General features: G+C 43.9%; 16 protein-coding genes, 1 pseudogene and 1 riboswitch. All 17 genes and pseudogenes read left to right on the top strand.

Translation table 11 applies throughout. The features are described 5' to 3' along the window. Positions 1-15: 15 nt before the first annotated feature. The 17 genes and pseudogenes from T359_RS22970 (at position 16) to thiD (ending at position 20,912) form a co-directional block, all read left to right on the top strand. Positions 16-1,140, top strand: a complete 1,125-nt coding sequence (locus T359_RS22970; protein WP_242839027.1) for an ABC transporter ATP-binding protein — start codon at positions 16-18, stop codon at positions 1,138-1,140. Next, positions 1,140-2,993, top strand: a complete 1,854-nt coding sequence (locus T359_RS0103010) for an ABC transporter ATP-binding protein (RefSeq protein WP_035783492.1) — start codon at positions 1,140-1,142, stop codon at positions 2,991-2,993. The genes T359_RS22970 and T359_RS0103010 overlap by 1 nt, the downstream gene beginning before the upstream one ends. Before the next feature lie 78 nt (positions 2,994-3,071). Next, positions 3,072-3,248, top strand: a complete 177-nt coding sequence (locus tag T359_RS22370) for a hypothetical protein (RefSeq protein WP_155839969.1) — start codon at positions 3,072-3,074, stop codon at positions 3,246-3,248. An 86-nt stretch (positions 3,249-3,334) separates the two neighbouring features. Next, positions 3,335-3,730: pseudogene (locus T359_RS0103000) on the top strand (hypothetical protein); the annotation flags it as partial. Between the two features lie 90 nt (positions 3,731-3,820). Further along, positions 3,821-4,126, top strand: a complete 306-nt coding sequence (locus tag T359_RS0102995; RefSeq protein ID WP_026516193.1) for a DUF4298 domain-containing protein — start codon at positions 3,821-3,823, stop codon at positions 4,124-4,126. Continuing rightward, positions 4,123-5,889 carry an extracellular solute-binding protein gene (locus T359_RS0102990; protein ID WP_026516192.1) on the top strand — a complete coding sequence of 589 codons (1,767 nt, stop codon included), beginning with the start codon at positions 4,123-4,125 and terminating at the stop codon, positions 5,887-5,889. Before T359_RS0102995 ends, T359_RS0102990 begins: the two co-directional genes overlap by 4 nt. Then, complete coding sequence (locus tag T359_RS19115) at positions 5,889-7,751, top strand: sensor histidine kinase (RefSeq protein WP_026516191.1); 1,863 nt, start codon at positions 5,889-5,891, stop codon at positions 7,749-7,751. The genes T359_RS0102990 and T359_RS19115 overlap by 1 nt, the downstream gene beginning before the upstream one ends. 132 nt (positions 7,752-7,883) lie before the next feature. Next, positions 7,884-9,320 (top strand): ABC transporter permease subunit, encoded by a 1,437-nt coding sequence (locus T359_RS22365; RefSeq protein WP_155839967.1) that lies wholly within the window; start codon positions 7,884-7,886, stop codon positions 9,318-9,320. A gap of 12 nt (positions 9,321-9,332) precedes the next feature. Continuing rightward, positions 9,333-10,262, top strand: coding sequence for a carbohydrate ABC transporter permease (locus T359_RS22360; protein WP_035783490.1), 930 nt, complete (start codon positions 9,333-9,335; stop codon positions 10,260-10,262). A 43-nt stretch (positions 10,263-10,305) separates the two neighbouring features. Next, entirely contained in the window at positions 10,306-12,117 is a 1,812-nt protein-coding gene (locus T359_RS0102970) for an ABC transporter substrate-binding protein (protein ID WP_026516188.1), read from the top strand. 117 nt (positions 12,118-12,234) lie between these two features. Then, on the top strand, positions 12,235-13,767 hold the full coding sequence (locus tag T359_RS0102965) for a response regulator transcription factor (protein WP_026516187.1): 1,533 nt from the start codon (positions 12,235-12,237) through the stop codon (positions 13,765-13,767). Positions 13,768-13,833: 66 nt separating this feature from the next. Further along, positions 13,834-15,393 (top strand): ion channel, encoded by a 1,560-nt coding sequence (locus tag T359_RS21250; RefSeq protein WP_051544877.1) that lies wholly within the window; start codon positions 13,834-13,836, stop codon positions 15,391-15,393. Between the two features lie 115 nt (positions 15,394-15,508). Then, entirely contained in the window at positions 15,509-17,920 is a 2,412-nt protein-coding gene (locus T359_RS0102955; RefSeq protein WP_026516186.1) for a toll/interleukin-1 receptor domain-containing protein, read from the top strand. Positions 17,921-17,986: 66 nt separating this feature from the next. Beyond that, positions 17,987-18,088, top strand: a riboswitch (TPP riboswitch). A 79-nt stretch (positions 18,089-18,167) separates the two neighbouring features. Next, positions 18,168-18,704, top strand: coding sequence for an energy coupling factor transporter S component ThiW (gene thiW, locus T359_RS0102950; RefSeq protein WP_026516185.1), 537 nt, complete (start codon positions 18,168-18,170; stop codon positions 18,702-18,704). After that, positions 18,701-19,474, top strand: coding sequence for a hydroxyethylthiazole kinase (thiM, locus tag T359_RS0102945; protein ID WP_026516184.1), 774 nt, complete (start codon positions 18,701-18,703; stop codon positions 19,472-19,474). The genes thiW and thiM overlap by 4 nt, the downstream gene beginning before the upstream one ends. Next, positions 19,471-20,130: a thiamine phosphate synthase gene (thiE, locus tag T359_RS0102940; protein WP_026516183.1), complete on the top strand. Its 660-nt coding sequence runs from the start codon at positions 19,471-19,473 to the stop codon at positions 20,128-20,130. The genes thiM and thiE overlap by 4 nt, the downstream gene beginning before the upstream one ends. Continuing rightward, positions 20,127-20,912, top strand: coding sequence for a bifunctional hydroxymethylpyrimidine kinase/phosphomethylpyrimidine kinase (gene thiD / locus T359_RS0102935; RefSeq protein WP_026516182.1), 786 nt, complete (start codon positions 20,127-20,129; stop codon positions 20,910-20,912). The genes thiE and thiD overlap by 4 nt, the downstream gene beginning before the upstream one ends. Positions 20,913-20,920 lie beyond the last annotated feature (8 nt).

Here is a 20,920-nt window from a genome sequence, read left to right as displayed (position 1 = left end):
GACGTTTTTTCACTTATGAGACGTCAATATAAAGAGGCTATCACAGGTCTTTCGGATGTAACAAAGAAATATACCAAAAAGGCCATGGTTCTTCACTGGTTATATGTAATGTTCACCTTTACATTTATCTTTGAGGGCCTTCTTATTTACGGAGCATTCCGCACGTTAGTGCTTAAGAGCATGTCCCTGGCGGAACTGTCGGTTATTACCAGCATGATGGTATCCACCACATGGATCCTGATTGGGTTTACCGAGTCTCTCACAAGTCTGTTTAAGAACGGACTTTTTATCGAGTACCTGAGAACATTTCTGGAGTACAAGGAAAAGATTCCTGAAGATTATGAGGGAATCGATCCTGGAACTGAGATAAAGTCCCTTGAGTTTAGAAATGTTTCATTCTCATATAAGGACAAGGAAGTTTTGTCGCATTTAAACATGGAGTTCAGAGGCGGAAAGACCTATGCTCTGGTTGGTCATAACGGCGCAGGAAAGACCACACTTATTAAACTGCTCCTTAGATTATATGATCCAACCGAAGGAGAAATTCTGTTAAACGGTAGGAATATTAAAGAATACGACCTTAAGAAGTATCGTGCACTTTTTGCGACAGCATTCCAGGATAACAGAATGTTCTCCATGTCCGTAAAAGAAAATGTTGTTATGGGTAAAAATATTCCAGAAGCCGAAAAAGAAGATCGGGTAAACGAGGCTCTTAAACTTTCCGGAGCCTATGACAAGGTAATGAGCCTTAAAAATGGAATGGAGACAACTTTAACCAACGAGTTTGATGATGAAGGAGCAGTGCTCTCCGGAGGTGAGGCCCAGAAAATTGTTGTGGCCAGGGCCTTTGTAAAGCAGTGTCCTTTCAAAGTATTTGATGAGCCTTCCAGCGCACTTGATCCTATTGCTGAGGCAACACTTTTTGACAATATCTATGAGACCTGTAAGGACAACACACTTGTCTTTATTTCCCACAGGCTTTCTTCCGTGCAGAATGCGGACTGGGTATATCTTCTTTCCGACAAGACAGTTAAGGAAGAAGGAACTCACAGGATGCTTATGGACAAGCATGGCATCTATGCAGATATGTATACAAAACAGGCTAAGAACTATTTAGCCATATCAGGAGGTGCCTGCTGATGAAACGAGTATTGCAGAACCAGCTTTTTCTTTGGAAGCTATGCTTTAAGACATGTCCGGGATATGTGATTTATTTCCTCTATGACGGCTTCAGATATCAGGGCATTATTTTCCTTGAGCATGTGCTTGGAATAAGGTATGTACTTCACTGTGCGGAATTTCAAGAACCTTTCTGGAAGGCTTTTTTGTTTATCGGAGTCATCCTTTTGATAAATATGATCCAGATAGTGCCGGACGGCTTCTTTATTCATGGATGGTCCTATAGGGCAAAGCCTAAGCTCTACAAGGCTCTTAAAGAGCAGATGTACCAGAAGGCAGCGGACATCGACCTGTCATGTTACGATGACCCCAAGTACTATAACGATTTTGTCCTGGCAGTGGCTGAAGCAGAGAGTTCCATCGACAGGTTCCTTTCTATGTGTAACCTCATCGTTCAGGCAATAACGGTTATCGTGACCACCGGTGCCTTTTATATTGCTACGGATGCAATGGGTATCGTGTTTGTACTTGCTTCTTTCATCCTCAGATTCCTTATCGCAAGAGTGATCAACAAGCTGAACTACGAGGTTCGCCTTAAGGTTAACCCCTTGGAGAGGAAGAGAAATTACGTCAGCAGAGTATTTTATCTTAATGATTATGCAAAAGAGCTCCGTCTTCATCCTGTGGTAGGAGAGGAACTGGAAAAAGAATTTGAAGAAGCCAACGATGCGATCATTGAAGAACAAAAGGCTGTGGGCGTAAAGAGAATGTGGCTTAATTTCTTGAACAATTATGTGGTGGGCGACTTTATTATGGATGGCCTCTACATCACATACCTTGTGTTCCAGGCTGCTGTTCTTCATACTGTGGCATACAGTGATGCGGTGGTTCTTTTTAACAGAACAGGGAGCCTTCGCCGTGGATTCCAAAACATGGCAGATGTGTTCCCTATGGCCCAGGAAAACAGTCTCTATATAGAAAAAATCAGGGCATTCCTTGATTATGAGCCCAAGATTAAAGTAATGAAAGGTGAGGTCGTACCTGAGGGCAATGCGGATATCAGCATTGAAAACATCAGCTTCGCTTATAAAGAAGATGCGGCAGAAACCTTGAAGAACATCAGCTTAAAGGTTAAGCCCGGTGAAAAGGTGGCAATCGTCGGATATAACGGAGCGGGAAAGACTACACTTATTAAGCTTCTGATGCGTCTTTACGATCCGACGGAAGGTAATATTCTGTATCATGGCCGGAATATAAAGGAATTTAGGCCCTATGATTACAGAAGAAGGGTAGGCGTAGTATTCCAGGATTATCAGATGTACGGCGCCAACCTTGAAGAAAATGTAATCATGGCAGATCCCTCCTTTGCAGCCGATCAGTTGGAAAACATGATGCAGAGTAAGGAAAGTGCTTCCGATGTGTCATTCTATGAAAAGCTAAAGCTTGGCGCTGTCTCTGCCCTTGAAAGAGCAGGCTTTGGAGAAAGATACAGGAGCCTTGATAAAGGTCTTGATACTCAGGTTACAGCGGAGTTTGATAAGGAAGGTGTTAATTTTTCCGGTGGAGAAAGCCAGAAGATTGCGATATCGAGAGCATTTTATAAGGATGCGGACATACTGATCATGGATGAGCCTTCAAGCGCCCTGGATCCTATTGCGGAGTATGAGCTTAATAAGGCCATGGAGTCAGCAGCAAAGGGAAAGACGGTTTTCTATATTTCCCACAGACTTTCCACCACAAGAGATGCTGACAGAATTATCCTTCTTGAGAACGGACGAATCGCAGAGGAAGGAACCCATGATAGCCTGCTTGCCATGAACGGAAAATACGCCGAGATGTGGCGTGTTCAGGCAGGACGTTATGAAACCGCATGACAGATGCATTCCTGTTTGAGGAGGGGAAAATGATTAAATTTTGCGGCTGAAAAGCCGGAATAATAACAGCGATGTAAAGTGAAGGGAGTATGCGATATTGATATTGTCTGCAAACTTGCGAATGACTTGAATGAGTTCGGGTGCAATAACAGGGTAAGTGCAGACGGACGTGATATAGGTGAAGGAGCCGCGGGTATTGGCGGTAAGACTTCAGATGAGATCAGAGAGTTTTTTGAAAAAAGAAGATATGAATGATTGCAACATCAAAATTTACACAATCCTTGTTCGAATTATGAGAAGAAATATGCTCAAAAGAAAGATATGATTTAATAACATAAAGACCGGAAGTATTGAATCAGGTTGCATTTAACGTTATAGGAAATGATGTTACCATTACAATGGCAGCAGAAGCAGGTCAGCTTGAGCTGAATGCCTTTGAACCCATTATCTTCTATAAGCTTTTCCAGTCCATTGATACCCTTGGCTTTGCGGTTGAGACCTTCGTAGATAACTGCATGACCGGAGTTATTGCCAATGAAGAAAGATGTAACGAGCTGGTAAGCAACAGCATAGGAATCATAACAGTTCTTGTACCGGTCATCGGCTATCAGAAATCCGCCGATGCAGCCAAGAAGGCCCTTAGAGAGAATAAATCAGTGCTTGATGTAGTGATAGAGGACAAGCTCCTCAATCCCGACAAAGCCAGAGAACTTCTCAATCCCAAGAACATGCTTTGAACAATAAAGTGAAAAAAGCCCTTATCCGTATAGGATAAGGGCATTTTTTGTTATACAATAAAAAATAAATGATTTGAGAGAGGCACTGAAATGATAGAAAAGGAAATACCACCGCATCTTCAGGAGATGGAATCAATCTTAAATAAGGCCACTGATACTCTGGACACATTGGAGGAAAGCATTTCAGAGCTGCAGCGTTTGCAGGGAGATATACAAAGGCTCGCTGATTATTATGACAGCGATGAGTGGCGTAAGGACTTTGAAGCTGATGAACAGGGGCTTTATCCCAGGGATATGGCTAGAGGAGTTTTATCGGAGGATGGAATTTACAATCTGCTTGAGCGCAATAAGGAGACAATGGAACTGCTTAAGCCGTTTTTGGGGGAGACGATATGAAAGTATCCGGGATCAATAAAAGGAAAACTTCTGTATTTTTATCGTTAATACTGGTAGTCTGCACTTTATGTGGCTGCAGACTGCCTTTTTTTGAAGATGATCGAACCTCGGGAGAGAAAAAGTATCCTGAGTTTATTACAATAGATGTTTTTGACGTTCAGTCCAACACCAGAGGAATCCAGAGAGGCTGGTTTGCCAAGATCGTCCGTGACAAGTTCAATATGCAGCTTAACATCATTGCTCCCAATCAGGAGGGCCATGGAAACGCCATTTTTGAGAGCATGAGAGCATCGGGGAACATCGGCGATCTTATATTTATAGGTGCAGAGGATGGAAATCTTCGGGATCTTGTCAGAGAAGGTCTTATTCTGGATATGACAGATTATATAAAGAACTGTGATAATCTTTTGAAATATGAGGACCAGATAAGACTCACCTCTGCCAATGCCGACGCAGAGGGCTTGTTTGCTATTCCCAGTGAGATTTCTTCCAATACAGAGGTTGGAGAAGCGGATTTCAGCGAGCCCACCAATGCACCCTCCATCAGATGGGATCTTTACAGGGAGCTGGGATACCCACAGGTTGATACTCTTGAGGACCTTTTGCCTGTGCTGTCCAAGATGCAGCAAAAGGCTGTAAAAAGCGACAGTGGGAAAAATGTCTATGCCTTCAGCCTTTTTTCAGACTGGGACGGAGATATAATGCAAAATGCCGGAGCCATCACTTCACTGTATGGATATGATATTCTGGGATTTGTTCTGATGAATCCTGAGACCGGTGCAATGGAGAGTGTTGCAGATGAGGATTCTGCGTATTTCAGAGCACTGAAATTCTTCTTCGAGGCTAATCGCCAGGGACTGGTGGATCCTGATTCTCCTTATCAGAACTATGATACTGTTGCTTCCAAATACAGAGACGGAGCGGTTCTTTACTCTTTTTGGCCCTGGATGGGTCAGTCCCTTTATAATTCAGAAACAAGACTTCGGGAAGGAAAAGGATTTGCATCCCTTAAGATAGAGGATGCCAGTTATGTTACCTGGGGAAATGATCCCGGGGGCAAGCAGAGTTTTTCCATGATGATCGGTAAAAATACCAAGGATCCCCAGAGATTGGTGGATTTTGCCAACTGGCTTTTTTCCCAGGAAGGAATAGAGTGCTGCGGTTCTCCCACCGGGGATTTCAGAGGGCCTGAAGGGCTCACTTGGGAAATGACGGAGAATGGCCCCAGGTTTACTGAATTTGGTGTAAAGGCCTTCATAGATATGGAAGAGGATCTGGAGGTGCCTGAAGAATACGGAGGAGGTCTCTGGAGTCAGGGCGTTTCTGCTCTTAATTTCAAGCCTGTTGACGTACAGGACAGCGATGAAAATGGTATTCCATATCGGTATCAGCTCTGGGATGACTATACAAGCCGAAGTAAGACCGTGATCTACAGCGACTGGAGCAGACTTTACGGCACAGAGAAGGAGCCTATAGCATATTTTAAGGAAAACGACATGCTTACGATAATCCCAGGTGTTGAGTGGGGAGGCTTTGCGTACCCGGAGTATCTTCAGACCATTGAAGACCAGTGCCGTCAGACCATAGTTGATCACTCCTGGAAAATGGTATTTGCTTCCTCCGAGACTGATTATGAACTTCTTAAAGAGGATATGATCAGTACTTTGGACAAGCTGGGATTTGATCAGGTTTTGGAATATAATCTGAAGGCTGCAAAAGAAAAGCAGCAGCTGTTTGATACAGCATTTAAGGGGGATACATGATGCGCAGGGGACGAGTGGGCGGTCAGATGTACCGGGTTTTGATCTTGGCCCTGATAATTCCTATGGTCATTATAGGTATTGTGTCAGTTTCTATCCTTATGCGCCAGATGAAGGACAGATATGAGGAACAGCTAAGGGCTGAAAACATCAGGATCAGATCCATAGTATTCGATATTACTTCAATTGTTTATACCAGTCTGGAACCTATCATATCCTCTCAGGAGTACAGGGATATGTTTGCTTCAGACAGTTACGAAGTTGTGACCAAGGGCAGATATGATGCCTTGGATGCGGCGGTTTCTTCGATCATAAGGACAACGGCTGCAATTTCTTCCATCAATATCTATACCAATAATCCTCAAATACCCACCGGCAGCCATGTGGTAAATGTGGGTATCAGCGGCGCAGAGAGATTTGGAGATAATGCGGATAAAGCTGCCGGCAGCGGAGTTACGGATGATTCCTTCAGCAGATTTGAGTGGTACAACGACATAGATAATTCAGCCTGGGATTCCTACACCTGCACCCATATTCCGCTTAATGAACATGAAAATGACTATGAGCTTACTCTTGTGAGACGTTTCAACACAGGATCCTCTGAGAACAGAGCCTATATTGTAGTGACGGTGAGCACAAACTATCTAAGGAACAGGCTTCTTACAACGGATAATTACATGCTTATCAGTCTGGACAATCATCCTGTATTTTTTTCTTCGAATTACAATGAGCGTGAGATCGAGATGCCTGAGATTGAGGGAAACGGCGTAGACGAGTACAACTACATGGGAGATATGATGCTTGACGGAAAGCTGGCTCTTACCTGCATTTCCAGCTTTGTGCCCTATAAGATCACTTCAAGATTCTATGTCCTGACAGGAGATTACAAGGCCCATGAGGCCATAAAAGATATTATGAGAGGCTTTATTCTTGTATTACTCCTGGTAATAATTGTCCCTTTATTCATAGTTATTCTTTATTCAAGGTATTTCACATCCAGGGTAAATACTCTTAGAGAAGCCATGCACAGAGCCAGCACCGGCAACTATGACATTATCGAGAATATAAGCGGTGATGATGAACTGGCGGATACCTTTAAGGATTTAAAGGCTACAACCCAGCAGATAAGAGAGCAGGAAGCCAGATTCTACGAAACAAAGATCCATGAGCAGCAGCTTATCAACATGCAGCAGAACATGGAGTTTAAGATGCTGTCGGGCCAGATCAATCCCCACTTTTTGTACAATACTCTGGAGGCTATCAGGATGCAGGCCATAAGAGGCGGAGACAGGGGAGTGGCCACCAGCGTCAAGTATCTGGCAAAAATCATGCATTATGTACTTGAGAGTACCGGAAAGTCAACGGCAACCCTGGCGGAGGAGCTTACCCATGTGGAGAGCTACCTTCAGATACAGAGACTTAGGTTTGGGGACCGCATCAACTGGAATTTCTATATCGCTGAGGATTTTGACATTTCAAAATATTATCTGCTGCCCCTTCTTCTGCAGCCAATAGTGGAAAATGCCGTTAGCCACGGCCTCAAGGATATGGATCAGAACGGACATATAAGTATTATTGTTGAATCTGAAGAGGAGAAGCTCCTTATTACGGTAAATGATGATGGAAAGGGCATGAGCCCCGAGCAGGTTGAAAAACTGAACTTCTCCATTAATGAGAAGAGACAGGAAGATGATGAAAAAGGTGTAGAAAGCATCGGACTTTACAACATTAACCAGAGGATCAAGTATTTTTACGGAAGTGATTATGGTCTGACAATAAGGTCCAATCAGGGCAAGGGCACCAGCGTTGAGCTCAGACTTCCCATAAATACCCAGGCCCGGACCAATGTACAAAATGTACAGTAAAAAATGTAGGATTAACAGGGTATTTAATCGACAGATTGTCATATAAAATTGCACGTGTAAGCGATATTCAGTATTTGCTTACAGGTGCAATTTTTATTTGGGGTCTGCGCTTATAGTTGGGGGAGGGGAAACGTGTCTAAAGAAAAACTGGCTGGATATGTCTATTACCCATATCGGGCAATCTCAGTACTGCTTCTTGTAGTCCTGTTTTTTCCGGCGCTTAATGTTGCCAGAATTAGCGGACTCATAAACAGAAGTATATCTCTTCTTACAACCGGATTTTCCTACGGGAATTTAATATCCAATTTCGGCAGGGCCTTTAAAAAGGGATGGGTCATGGAATCTACCCTGAGGCTTTTGAATGTATCAAGCATGATAATCTGCCTGGGAATCATAGCCTGTGCTGTTGGGGCCTGCCTATCTCTTGGAAACAGGAAATGTAAGTTCTTCGGAAACCTGCTCAATATGGCAGGAGCCCTTGTTTCTACTGCTTCTATGGCAGGTATTTGGACTGCCTATTCACAGATGGCGGCAACCACCAAACCCTCCAAGATAGAACCGATGTTTCCGGGCTTCTTTTTTGTAATGCTGGGTATGCTTTTGCTGATGATACTGATAGCTGCTTTTGAAATGTATCTGGTGGGAAGACCTGCCAAGACCGAGAAATTTGAGATGGAAACAAGATTCAGATTGTTTCTTATGTTTCTTCCTTTTATCCTTTTGGCCTTTGTCTTTTGCTATTTACCTCTGTGGGGATGGAGATATGCTTTTTTCGACTACAAAGCCGGAGACACCCTGTCAATGGATAACTTCGTGGGATTTAAGTGGTTCCAGCAGCTTGTCAGAAACAGATCCACCACCAGGGACATCCTCAGCGTAATGAAAAACACCCTTGCCATGAGCGGTCTTGGAATAGCCACCAGCTGGGTTCCCATGGCATTTGCGATTTTTCTTTCCGAGATAAAAAATGACAAATTCAGAAGAGTAGTACAGACCTTTACCACCATTCCAAATTTCATCAGCTGGGTTCTGGTATTTGCCATCGCATTCTGTATTTTCTCCACAGATGGTTTTATCAGTTCTTTAATGATGAATCTTGGTATCTGGACTGAGGGAAAAAACTTCCTGATGGACGGAAACCATACCTGGATAAAGATGCTGCTTTGGGGAATGTGGAAGGGCCTTGGATGGAGCGCCATCATCTATATAGCAGGTATCGCCGGTATAGATCAGCAGCTGTATGAAGCGGCAATAGTGGATGGTGCGGGACGATTCCAGAAAATGTGGCATGTAACAGTGCCGGGACTTATGCCTACTTTTTATGTGCTTCTTCTCATGGCTGTGGCAGGAATCCTATCCAACGGAATGGATCAGTACCTGGTATTTGAAAATTCCTCCAATACAGCACAGATCATGGTTCTGGATCTGTATGTTTATAAGATGGGTATCGTAAAAGGAGCAATTCCTTTATCCACCGTTGTGGGCATGCTTAAATCAGTCATCAGTGTGACGCTTTTGTATGGAGCAAATACCATATCCAAAGTGATAAGAGGTGAGACCATAGTTTAATGGGGGATCGAGATGAATAAGAAGACCCGGAAGAAAAGAATAAAGCTGAAATTTGGGGATGTTGTATTTAACATCATCAACTACTCCGCATATGCTGCCTTTACCCTTATTTGCATTTTCCCGTTTTATTACCTGTTCATCAATACCATCAGTGACAATGAACTGGTGAGAAAAGGACTGATCAACTTTGTGCCAAGGGGTGTGCACTTTGAGAACTACATTCGCCTTCTGCAGGTAAATGATCTCTTTGGTTCCTTTGCGGTGACCCTGGCCAGAACAATATTCGGAACGTTTCTTATGGTATTGGCATCAGCCTTTGTTGGATATCTGGTGACCCAACAGGAAATGTGGGGAAGAAGTTTCTGGTATAGATTCCTTGTTATAACCATGTACTTCAATGCGGGAATTATCCCCTGGTATCTGAACATGGCTATGCTGGGGCTTACCAATAGATTTTGGGCATATATAATTCCGGGAATAGTTGCACCCTACAATATTATTCTGGTAAAGACCTATATTGAATCGGCAATACCCGCGGAGCTGGAGGAAAGTGCTGCACTGGACGGAGCTTCTCATATGAAGATCTTCCTTAGTATCATACTTCCTTTGGCCAAACCGATTCTGGCTACTATTACAATATTCGGTGCGGTGGGGCACTGGAACTCCTTCCAGGATTCACTGATCCTCATGCAGTCGGCGCCAAAGCTCTATACACTTCAGCACAGACTGTATATTTACCTTAATACCACCAGTAATCTGGCAGCTCTTATGAGCGCCGGAAGCACTTCGGGAATAAGTAAGAGCGTTATGGACTCTGCGCTAAACGGAAAAGTAATTAAGTACACCATTGCAATGGTTACAATAATTCCGATTCTTTTAGTCTATCCCTTCATGCAGCGCTATTTTGAAAAGGGAATCATGATCGGGGCAGTAAAAGGGTAAGAGACCCTTAATGATAGTTTTGAAACCAAAAAGGAGGAAAGCTATGAAAATGAAAAAGTTACTGGCTCTTATTATGACAGGAGCAATGACTCTGTCTCTGGCAGCCTGCGGATCCTCACCGGCTCCTACAGGTGCATCGGAAGGCTCGGCCGGGGAAACGGAAACTGTGAAAAGCTCCGATGACACAGGCACTACAACCATCGATGAGGAAGAAACTGCCACAGCGAGCGGTATTGAAGGGGATCTTTCAGATATTATTCCTGCTCAGACAGTTACCCTTGACGTTTACGATCAGCTGGCAAACTATTCCGGAGAGCAGACCGGATGGTTTGGAAAAATAATGCTTGATAAGTTCAATGTTAAGCTTAATATCATCCCTGAAAACGATGGTGTATATGATACCCGTATGGAATCCGGAAACCTTGGAGACCTGGTAATCTGGGGAAATGACGGCGATGATTATCAGCATGCCATTGACAAGGGAATGCTTTTTGACTGGGAAGAGGATGACCTTCTCAATGAGTATGGACCTTACATCGCTGAAAATATGAAGGCTGCCCTTGAAAAGAACAGAGGAATATCTTCCGACGGAAAGCTCTATGGCTACGGCTTTGATGTAACACGTTCAGCGGAAGATCCCGGATCTTTCATGTATACCTGGGACTTGAGATATGATCTCTATGAGCAGATCGGATCCCCTGAGATCAAGGACTTTGACGGAGTGGTTGCTGCCCTTGAGAAGATGAAAGAGATCTGTCCTACAGATGATAACGGAAATCCTACCTATGGTGTTTCTCTTTTCAATGACTGGGACGGTGACATGGTAATGTACGTCAAGTCAACAGCAACAGCTTACTACGGATTTGATGAATTCGGACTGGGATTATACGATCCGGATACACAGTCCTTCCATCCTGTTCTTGAGGAGAACGGTCCTTACCTTACAGCTCTTAAGTTCTATAACACACTTTATCAGAAGGGCCTTCTTGATCCAGACTCACAGACACAGGGCTTTAACGGAATGCAGGAGGATTACCAGAACGGTACAGCATTCCTCAACGTATTTAACTTTATGGGATCCGCACTTTACAACTCACCAGACCATCTTGCAGCAGGAAAGGGGATGTTCCCTGTAAAGCCTGCAGATGCAACACCTATCAGATATGGCCTTAACGTTTACGGTGGAAACAGAATCTGGTCTATCGGCGCCAATACTGAATATCCCGAACTTTGCATGGCTATCATCAACTGGCTTACAACACCTGAGGGAAGAATGATCTCTGAATACGGTCCTAAGGATGTTTGCTGGTACTATGATGAAAATGGAAAGACCTGCTTCACAGATATAGGCCGCGCCTGCAAGACAGATATTTCAACAGAAATGGGCAATGGCTATGAAGGAACCTATGATGATGGCTCCTTCAAGATGAATAATTCAACCTGGTCACTGGATGCTCCTAACCCTGACAGTAACGGTGAAACCTTCAACTACCGTAACTGGGCAAGTTATTCCACAGAAGCCGGTTCTGACATCGAGCAGGATTGGAGAGACTGGGCAGGAGCTGATACACCGGATGAGTATCTGGACAAGTTTAAATATGTTCTTTCTCCCGGAACCATGTACACCGGCGGCGTTCGCTCAGATGAGCTCCAGGTAGTCTGGGATCAGGTTTCAACCTGTGTAAAGGACAACTCCTGGAAAGCAATCTATGCATCAAGTGACGAGGAGTTTGACGCAATTGTAGCTGATATGAAGCAGCAGGCAGAAGAGTATGGCTATGCGGAATGTATCGCATTCCAGGAAAATGAGGCCAAGCTCAGAGCAGCTGCAGAAGATGATGCAAGATCCAAATGATTCCCATTTTCCTTACATACAATGGAAAGGCTACGGCGCTGTATGCCGTAGCTTTTTCATGTATAATCCTTATGATAGAATGAAAGAAGCTGGTAGACCAGGGGAGTATCGCAGAATATGGAAACAGTGCTTATTGTTGATGACGAAGAGAATATAAGAGAAGGCATAAAGCTCATCATAGACTGGGAGGAGCTTGGCTTTGAGATAATCGGGGATGCTTCTAACGGGGAAGAGGCTCTTTCCGCAGCAGAAAGGTTTGATCCTACTTTGATAGTTATTGATATGCAGATGCCCAAGGTTCATGGCATTGATGTTATCAAACAGCTAAGAAACAGGGGATATAAGGGCTATTTTATCATTCTTTCAGGCTATTCCGATTTTGAGTACGCCAGGGAAGCCATCAGAAATAACGTCACCAATTACATAACCAAACCTGTAGATGAGGATGATCTTTTAGAAACGGTCAAAAAGATCAAAGCGGATATCGAGAAATCCAAAAAAGAAGGAACAAGGCTTGGTGAGATCAAGAGCAAAGCAAAGAGTGTGATCGTAAGGGATCTGCTGTCAGGCATACCGGTGATGGAAGAAAACTTAGCTTCCATGAATCTGCTGTATCCCAGATACCGGGTTATTGTCCATGAAACCTACAACGTAGGGAAAGAGGACATCGGATACAGGCTGTCAGACCTGATATCTGCTTTTCTGGATGAAAAAAGCTATGAACTTTGTACTGTGGAGAGAAATGAGTGCATTCTGCTTAAAGGAAGGACTGCTATTTCAAAGTTTGAGGATTTTATAATGCATTATCAGAAATCTCCCATTGAATCCGACAGTCCTTTGGACAATATATTTATTGCCCTGGGAAATGAATGTGACCTGCCTTCAGAGATAGCCGGTTCCTATGACAGGGCAAAATGGCTTGCCAAGAGAAGATTTTTCTGCGATGAAGGAGAACATTTCATAAGAGAAGATAAGGCTGATCTTCAGGGGATTTCCGAAGGTCGGGATGATAAGGCCCAAAAGGAACTTTTGGAAAATGTAATGAATGCCGTAGCCTTCGGAAACAGAAATATGATGGTGAATGCTCTGGATGAAATCTATGAGTATGTGAAAAAGCATGAGAAGGAGAGTACGGATGCCTGCCTTTTTATGACCGAGATCATGCTTTCCTTAAAGGAAAAAATGACAAGACAGTATCCGGTGTTGTCAGAAGTTTTCGATACCAGCGCAGGCATTATTGAGTTTATTGAGAGTAGGTTCTACCTGTATGAGATCATACAGTATATTTCAGATACTCTGGACGTTGCAATGAACAGGATATATTGCAGGCAGGACGGAGAAAATGTGATAGAGGACATTATCTCATATATTGACAGGTTCTATGCCCAGCCCCTGACTCTGGAAGAACTGGCAGTTCAGTTTGGTTATAATTCAGGATACCTGGGACGACTTTTTACAAAGACCACAGGTTGCGGATTTACCTATTATCTGAATGAGTGCAGGATCAAAAAGGCCAAGGAGCTCCTGTCAGAAGGCAAATACAAGGTATACGAGGTGTCGCAGCTGGTAGGCTACAGTGATGTGGATTATTTTGGCCGTAAATTCAGAAAACACGCCGGTCTTACTCCTGCAGAATTCAAAAAGCTGTGATTGTAGGCATTAAGCCCTCCGAATGTAGTATAATGAAAGCGAAACTACAAGCCGGGGGGCATTTTTATGAAGAAAAAATTAGGTTACATCGGAATATTACTGGCAGTACTTCTTCTGCTGAGCTGGCTGCTTTTAATGGCTGAGAGTGGCGCAGAGGGCGCTTCCATACGAAGCATCAGTGATGCGCTGTGGTATATGATAGTAACCCTTACCACTGTTGGATACGGAGATCTTTATCCTGTGACAACACTTGGAAAGATCATTGGTATCATCTTTGTGCTATCCAGCATGGGGCTTTTGGGATTTCTGCTGGCATCTATAATCAGCACCTTTAATTCCGACGGAGTGAAGCTCTTATATTTAAAGAGGCACAGAGACGAGGAGTGGTATGTTTTTTCTGAGTTTAATGAAAAAACCGGTTTTCTTATCAGAGATATTAAGTCCAAGGGCAAAGGAATCTTTGTATGTCTGCAGGAAAAGGAAGATACTTCCGTAGATGGTGTCATAAATATCGGATGTTCCTTTGATAAGATAATTGGTCTTAAAAACGATAAATCAACTCTTCATCTCTTTTTTATGAAGGATTGTGACAATGATTATGAGAATTACTCAGACTATCACAATTCCTGCAATGATTATTTAAGTGACAATGTGCTGCCTTTTCACTGCTATTGCCTTACGGAGTATGTCCCTGAGGTTATTCCTGTAAATCTGGTCTGCTTTAATAAGTACGAGAATGTCAGCAGGCTCTATTGGAATATTTATCCTATAAGATGTGATCTTGGCTATGATGAAAAGATAGTGATAATTGGATCCGGAAAATACGGCAGCAGCATTTTGGAGCATGCCCTTAAGGGAAATGTATTCAAGGTGGGACAGGAGGTTGAATACCATCTCTTTGGTGAATGGAATAACTTCAGAACAGAGCACTACCGCCTGAAGGAGTATTTTTCAATAGATAAAAAGGGCGATGCGGTGGACAGCATTTTTTACCATGAATCATCCTGGATGGAAAACAGGGAGGTTGTGGAAAATGCAAGCCGTATCATTATCTGCGATAATGACGAAGACAACAATCTTATGATCCTCAGTAAGCTTCGCACCTATTATGCCCTCAGAAACAAGGACCTTCAGATCCATGTTCTCTATTCAAGAAAAATAGATGACACCGGAATCTATACTTTCGGTGCGATAAATGATATTTATTCGGATGAATTTGTCATGAAGGAGAAGCAGAATAGGGCTGCCATAGGGATGCATGAGATCTACAGAAAAGAAAATGACAAGGCTACTGACTGGAATCATCTGTCAACCTTCAGAAGACAGTCTAATCAGGCTGTGGCAGACCATATGGCTATTAAGATGAGGATTCTTGATGCTGTCACTCCTAAGGAAGCCTACGACAGATATAGGGCTCTTTCTGACAAGGAGAAGCTTGTGCTGTGGCATTTGGAGCATGATAGGTGGATGCGTTTCCATATACTGTATAACTGGCATTACGCCTCCGTAAGAGATGATTCTGTCAGGGAACATAATCTTCTTGTGGCCTTCGACAGACTTCCCTATGAGGAGCAGAAGAAGGATGCATATTCCTGGGAACTGCTGTCAAAGATTGAAAATTTGTAAAATTGTATGATGATTGTTTGAATTGTGTACATCAAACAGTATAATTGTATCATGAGATATCGTAACCGTCATTGCTGAGAAAGGCTCATTCAGGGGAATGAGCAAGGTGAACCACATGTCAGAACGAAACGATTTCCACTATGATGCATTTATAAGTTACAGACACAATGAGTTTGACAGCTTTGTGGCAGAAAATCTGCACAAAAAGCTTGAGAACTTCAAACTTCCCAAATCTGTTCTTACTAAGGTAAAGGACGGAAAGAAAAAAATTGAGAGGGTTTTTCGTGATGTGGACGAACTTCCTCTTACAGATAATCTTTCCGATCCTATCAGTAAAGCACTTCTTAACTCGGACTACCTGATAACCATCTGTACTCCAAGATATCCGGAGTCCAGATGGTGTATGAAGGAGATCGAGGTCTTTTTACAGACTCATCCAAGAGATCACATTCTTGTGGTACTGGCTGAGGATGAACCTACAAACTCTTTTCCCGAGATCCTGTGTTATGAGGATGTTAAGACCACAACTGAAAACGGAGAAATTGTGATAACCAGGCGGGAGCTGGAGCCACTGGCGGCAGATACAAGAGGAACCACTAAAAAAGAGGTCCTGAAGGCCATGGACATAGCAGTGATAAAGCTTTGTGCGGCCATGTTCGGCCTTAATTATGATGACCTCAAGCAGCGTCACAGAGAGCAGAGAATCCGAAGACTTGCTGCGATTTTGGGGGGCATCGGAGCTGCTGTACTGGCCTTTGCTGTTTTCGCCACCGTGATGCTGATAAAAATAAGTATTCAGAATGTTACCATAAACGAACAGTATCAGGAACTTCAGGACAGTTTTGCATCCTCCATGGCTGCGGCAGCAGGAAATCTTATGAAAGCGGGAAGAAAAAAAGACGCTGTTTATGCCGCAAGGAGCGTAATATCCGAAAATGAAGAAGATGATTACAACGCAGCTGCGTTGAAGGAACTTTATGATGCCATGGGGGTATACAAAGTATCTCAAGGCTATGAGCCGGTTTGTGCCTACGATGCCGGCTCTATGCTCTATGGTTTTGCTGTTTCAGCGGATCAGAAATATGTGCTGGTGGCTGAAGGAACAGCAGCCTATGTATGTGATGCCGAAACAGGCCTTACATTACATAGTATTGTCAGTCCAAACGGCTGGATCAATGCAGCTTTTTGTGGGGATGACGGCGTCTTATGGAATAATGGTGATGACAGCTATTATTATTCCTTTTCTTCCAAGGAGAGCACGCAGGTGCAGGTGCCGGCTGACTCAATGTTTACGCCGGTGAAAGAGAGCAGGATTGTACTCGTGGAAGATTTAGACAATAATGTCATTTATGCGGTAGATAATTCAGGAAGCATTGCTTTTACATTTGACTACAGTGATATATTTGGAGAGGATATAGTTACCCTCGGCGATGCCTTCTGTAATGAAAATGAGATTACATGCTGTTTTTCAAATTTTGATACATTTTATCTTGTAAAAATCGATGCTTCAAATGGGGAGATGCTGGATCTTTACAGGGGCGAATCCATTACCAATCCGCTGGTTTCTGTTCTGGGTAATATGATGTATTTGGCCAGTTCAAGGTATTCGAATGAAATACTGATGACTGATATCATGGCCGTGGATAGTGATGGTAAGAAGGAACTGTGGAAGATAACGCTGGAAGATTTTGAGCTTCAATACGGCACTTTTCTTAAAGACGACAAATATCTGTATACATGTGGTAAAAATGAAATTGCTATAATTGACAACAAAAACGGAGAGTTGATCCAAAGGTATTTTGCCGCTGAACAGCCTGTTGAACTATGGTTGTCTGTTGAGGGACTTGAGTATGTTTCCACAGGGGGAAGGATCTATTTCTGCAACGAGTTCAATCAGGGTGAATTGACTGATGTATTTTTTAAAACAGTTCCAAATCAGAAGGTAACTAATGCAAAATACGTAGACGGGAATCTATACCTTGTTTTTGGAAGTGAGAGTTATGTAACACGCTATTCAGATACTGTGAGTGATCTGGCAACGATTTACGGATCGGAGCTTGACTACGGCGATCTGCAGAGTTGTCTTCCGGAAGAAGTATTTGCTGACAGCGAGAAATTCGATGTTAATCTCAAGCTTGTGGACAATGTATTTTATTCTGATGATAAGAAGTATATCCTGACACTTTTCAGTAATCACACGGCGAAAATTTATGATGCTGAGTCCGGGCAGTGCGTAAACTCCTTTGATACCGATGAAGAGATGTTTTACGGATTTGAATATAGTGATGTGACAGGAAGCTACATCATTCGGGGAGAAAAGGGATACATTTTTGATAAGTCCATGAGACTAGTATGCGAGACAAGTCAGGTTTTCTCCCGGGAGGGCAAAGATCTGATTCTCTCCGGTTACAGCGATGATTATTCGGTTCCGTACATTGACCGCACTGCGCTTTGCAAGATGGCAGACGAGTATCTTGGAGACTACGAACCCTCTAATGCCATAAAGCAAAAATACGGATTAAGGTAAAAAAATCTGAAGATGCCCTTGCATACTGGATTGGCAGGTGCTATTATGGGCAATGAAATTAAAAACTGAATAGACGGGAGCTTGTATACAGGCTGAGAGGAAGGTGTGACCTTCGACCGAGAACCTGATTTGGATAATGCCAACGTAGGGATGCCTGTTTTACAAGGAGAATTTTGCGGAAGCTGTCTGAATTAGGTAGCTTCCTTTTTTATTGCCTGTATGCAGCGCCTCCACGGAAGGAGAGAGTATGAAAAAAAGTAACTATTTGAGAAGAATGGTAATGCTTGCGATGTTTGTGGCCCTGGGAACGGTTATATCACCGATTCTTCGAATCGAGGGGATGTGTCCTATGGCCCACCTTATCAATGTGACCTGCGCGGTGTTTTTGGGGCCCTGGTATGCACTTTTATGTGCGCTTTTGATCGGCATTATCAGAATGATGATAATGGGGATTCCGCCTCTGGCCCTTACCGGTGCTGTGTTTGGAGCAACCCTTTCGGGAATCTTTTACAGACTTTCCAAAGGAAAGATCATAGCGGCTGTTCTTGGGGAAATAATCGGCACTGGTATTATCGGAGCCATAGTTTCATATCCGGTAATGACCTATCTTTGGGGGAAAGAGGGACTTACCTGGTTTTTCTATGTGCCTTCTTTTATCTGCGGAACTCTTATCGGCGGAAGCATTGCTTTTGTCCTGTTAAAAAGGCTTGAAGCTACCGGCGCGTTATCCAAAATGCAGAACGGACTTAAGGATGAACCTGAAAAGGAAGACCATGCAGCATGAAAAACAATGACTACAGACCACTTATTCACTGTATCACCAATCCCATATCCATGATGCAATGTGCCAATACTGTGCTGGGATTGGGGGCCAGACCCATAATGGCGGAGCATCCCCTGGAGGTTAAGGAGATAACAGCCACTGCGGACGCTCTTTTACTAAATCTGGGAAATATATCGGATTCCAGGATGGAGGCCATGGGGATAGCGCTTTCGGAGGCAAAAAGAAAGGATATACCCATAGTTATTGATGTTGTGGGCGCAGCCTGCTCGGAGCTTAGAAGGAACTTTTTTGCAGAGCTTATGGAAAAAAGAGCCGGCAGAGGCCTATGTGTGGTCAAAGGAAACTATTCTGAGATCATGGCATTGCAGGATGAAAAGTACAGGGCTGAGGGTGTGGATGCCAAGGCCGGGATAACGAAGGAAGCAGCTACTGAAGCTGCTCTGGAATTATCAGTAAGATACAATGCCATTATTCTTGCCACCGGAGCCAGTGATGTGGTTACGGATGCCGTCAGGACAGAATATGTAAACAACGGATGTCCTGAGCTTTCCATGATCACGGGAACCGGCTGCATGCTGGGGGCGGCAGTGGCCACTTTTTTATCAGTGAACAGAACTATGGATGCTGTAACAGATGCCTGTGCTCTTATGGGAATTGCAGGAGAAATCGCCGCAGAGAAAAAAGATACCGGCTCAGGAACCTTCCTGGTAAGGCTCCTGGATGCCATATCACTTATGACTGATGAGATGTTACAGGAGAGGAGAAAATGAAAAGATTAAACAAAGACCGGCTGAGGCTCTACCTGGTCACAGACAGCACAGGGATGACAGAGGATGAGTTTCTTGGCAGGATCGAAGCTGCTCTGAAGGGCGGCGTGACTTTTTTACAGATAAGAGAAAAAGAAAGGACTACCAGAGAGTATATTCATCTCGCAAAGAAGGTACACGAAATAAGTCTTCACTATGATGTGCCTCTGGTGGTGGATGACAGAGTGGATGTGGCTTTGGCGGCGGATGCAGAGGGAGTGCATTTGGGACAGAGCGATATGCCTGTGGATCTGGCAAGAATAATTCTGGGTAAGAAAAAGATAATCGGTGCCACCGCCAAGACCGTGGAACAGGCTAAAGAAGCCCGGGAAATGGGGGCGGATTACCTGGGGGTGGGCGCTATTTACCCGACAACAACCAAGGTGAAAACAGTTCTTACTTCAGTGGATACCCTGAATGATATCTGCCATGCCGTGGACATAGGAGTCAATGCAATCGGCGGCTTAAACAGTGGCAATCTGGACATCCTGAGGGGACTTCCCATAGACGGGATATGCGTGGTGTCTGCCATTATGAAGAGCGAAGATCCCTGTCAGGCTGCGGCGGGACTTATTAAGAAAATGGATGAACTTGGTATTTCCGGGGGACAGCGTCTATGAAAACAGTACTTACAATTGCAGGGAGTGATCCTTCAGGAGGAGCCGGAATACAGGCTGATCTAAAGACTATGGAGGCCCACGGCGTGTACGGCATGAGCGTTATTACAGCCCTTACGGCTCAGAATACCATGGGTATCAGCGGGAAATTACCTATTCCTGCAGATTTTGTGAGGGCACAGCTAAGGGCAGTATATGAGGACATTTTTCCTGATGGGGTGAAAATAGGAATGCTGCCGGACCAGATGGTTATGAGAGCAGTTAAAGATACTGTTTTGGCCTATGAGCATAAGAATATTGTTCTGGATCCGGTGCTGGGTTCTACATCGGGAACGGCTTTTTCATCCTATGAATCCAGGGAATATCTGATGAGAGAACTCTTTCCTGTGTGCACCCTGATAACACCTAATGTTCCCGAGGCGGAAATACTGACAGGAAGGAAAATAAACTCTGAAACCGCAATGGAAAATGCAGCAAAAGCTCTGGGGGATGCTTATGGCTGCAGCGTCCTTATAAAGGGCGGGCATTTTACCGCTAATGAAGGCTTCAGCGATGACTGTCTGTATCACGGCGGTGTCTTTGAATGGTTAAGCGCCATAAGAGTTGATAATCCAAACACCCACGGCACCGGCTGCACTCTGTCCAGTGCCATTGCCTGCAACCTGGCTCTGGGGTTTGAACTTACTGATGCTGTGAAGAGAGGGAAAGAGTATCTTACCAAATGCATAGAAAAGGGCCTTGATCTTGGCAAGGGGAGAGGCCCGTTGGAACACAGAATTTTTTAAGTTGTTAA

It is taken from the genome of Butyrivibrio sp. MC2021 (genome assembly GCF_000621605.1).
GTDB lineage: Bacteria > Bacillota > Clostridia > Lachnospirales > Lachnospiraceae > Butyrivibrio.
This window is presented reverse-complemented; position numbering and strand designations above follow the sequence as displayed.

Excerpts from the sequence above, each read along its gene's own strand:
- T359_RS22970 (WP_242839027.1), top strand. The coding sequence starts at position 16 with ATGAGACGTCAATATAAAGAGGCTATCACAGGTCTTTCGGATGTAACA.
- T359_RS0103010 (WP_035783492.1), top strand. The coding sequence starts at position 1,140 with ATGAAACGAGTATTGCAGAACCAGCTTTTTCTTTGGAAGCTATGCTTT.
- T359_RS0102995 (WP_026516193.1), top strand. The coding sequence starts at position 3,821 with ATGATAGAAAAGGAAATACCACCGCATCTTCAGGAGATGGAATCAATC.
- T359_RS0102990 (WP_026516192.1), top strand. The coding sequence starts at position 4,123 with ATGAAAGTATCCGGGATCAATAAAAGGAAAACTTCTGTATTTTTATCG.
- T359_RS19115 (WP_026516191.1), top strand. The coding sequence starts at position 5,889 with ATGCGCAGGGGACGAGTGGGCGGTCAGATGTACCGGGTTTTGATCTTG.
- T359_RS22360 (WP_035783490.1), top strand. The coding sequence starts at position 9,333 with ATGAATAAGAAGACCCGGAAGAAAAGAATAAAGCTGAAATTTGGGGAT.
- T359_RS0102970 (WP_026516188.1), top strand. The coding sequence starts at position 10,306 with ATGAAAATGAAAAAGTTACTGGCTCTTATTATGACAGGAGCAATGACT.
- T359_RS0102965 (WP_026516187.1), top strand. The coding sequence starts at position 12,235 with ATGGAAACAGTGCTTATTGTTGATGACGAAGAGAATATAAGAGAAGGC.
- T359_RS21250 (WP_051544877.1), top strand. The coding sequence starts at position 13,834 with ATGAAGAAAAAATTAGGTTACATCGGAATATTACTGGCAGTACTTCTT.
- T359_RS0102955 (WP_026516186.1), top strand. The coding sequence starts at position 15,509 with ATGTCAGAACGAAACGATTTCCACTATGATGCATTTATAAGTTACAGA.
- thiW (WP_026516185.1), top strand. The coding sequence starts at position 18,168 with ATGAAAAAAAGTAACTATTTGAGAAGAATGGTAATGCTTGCGATGTTT.
- thiM (WP_026516184.1), top strand. The coding sequence starts at position 18,701 with ATGAAAAACAATGACTACAGACCACTTATTCACTGTATCACCAATCCC.
- thiE (WP_026516183.1), top strand. The coding sequence starts at position 19,471 with ATGAAAAGATTAAACAAAGACCGGCTGAGGCTCTACCTGGTCACAGAC.
- thiD (WP_026516182.1), top strand. The coding sequence starts at position 20,127 with ATGAAAACAGTACTTACAATTGCAGGGAGTGATCCTTCAGGAGGAGCC.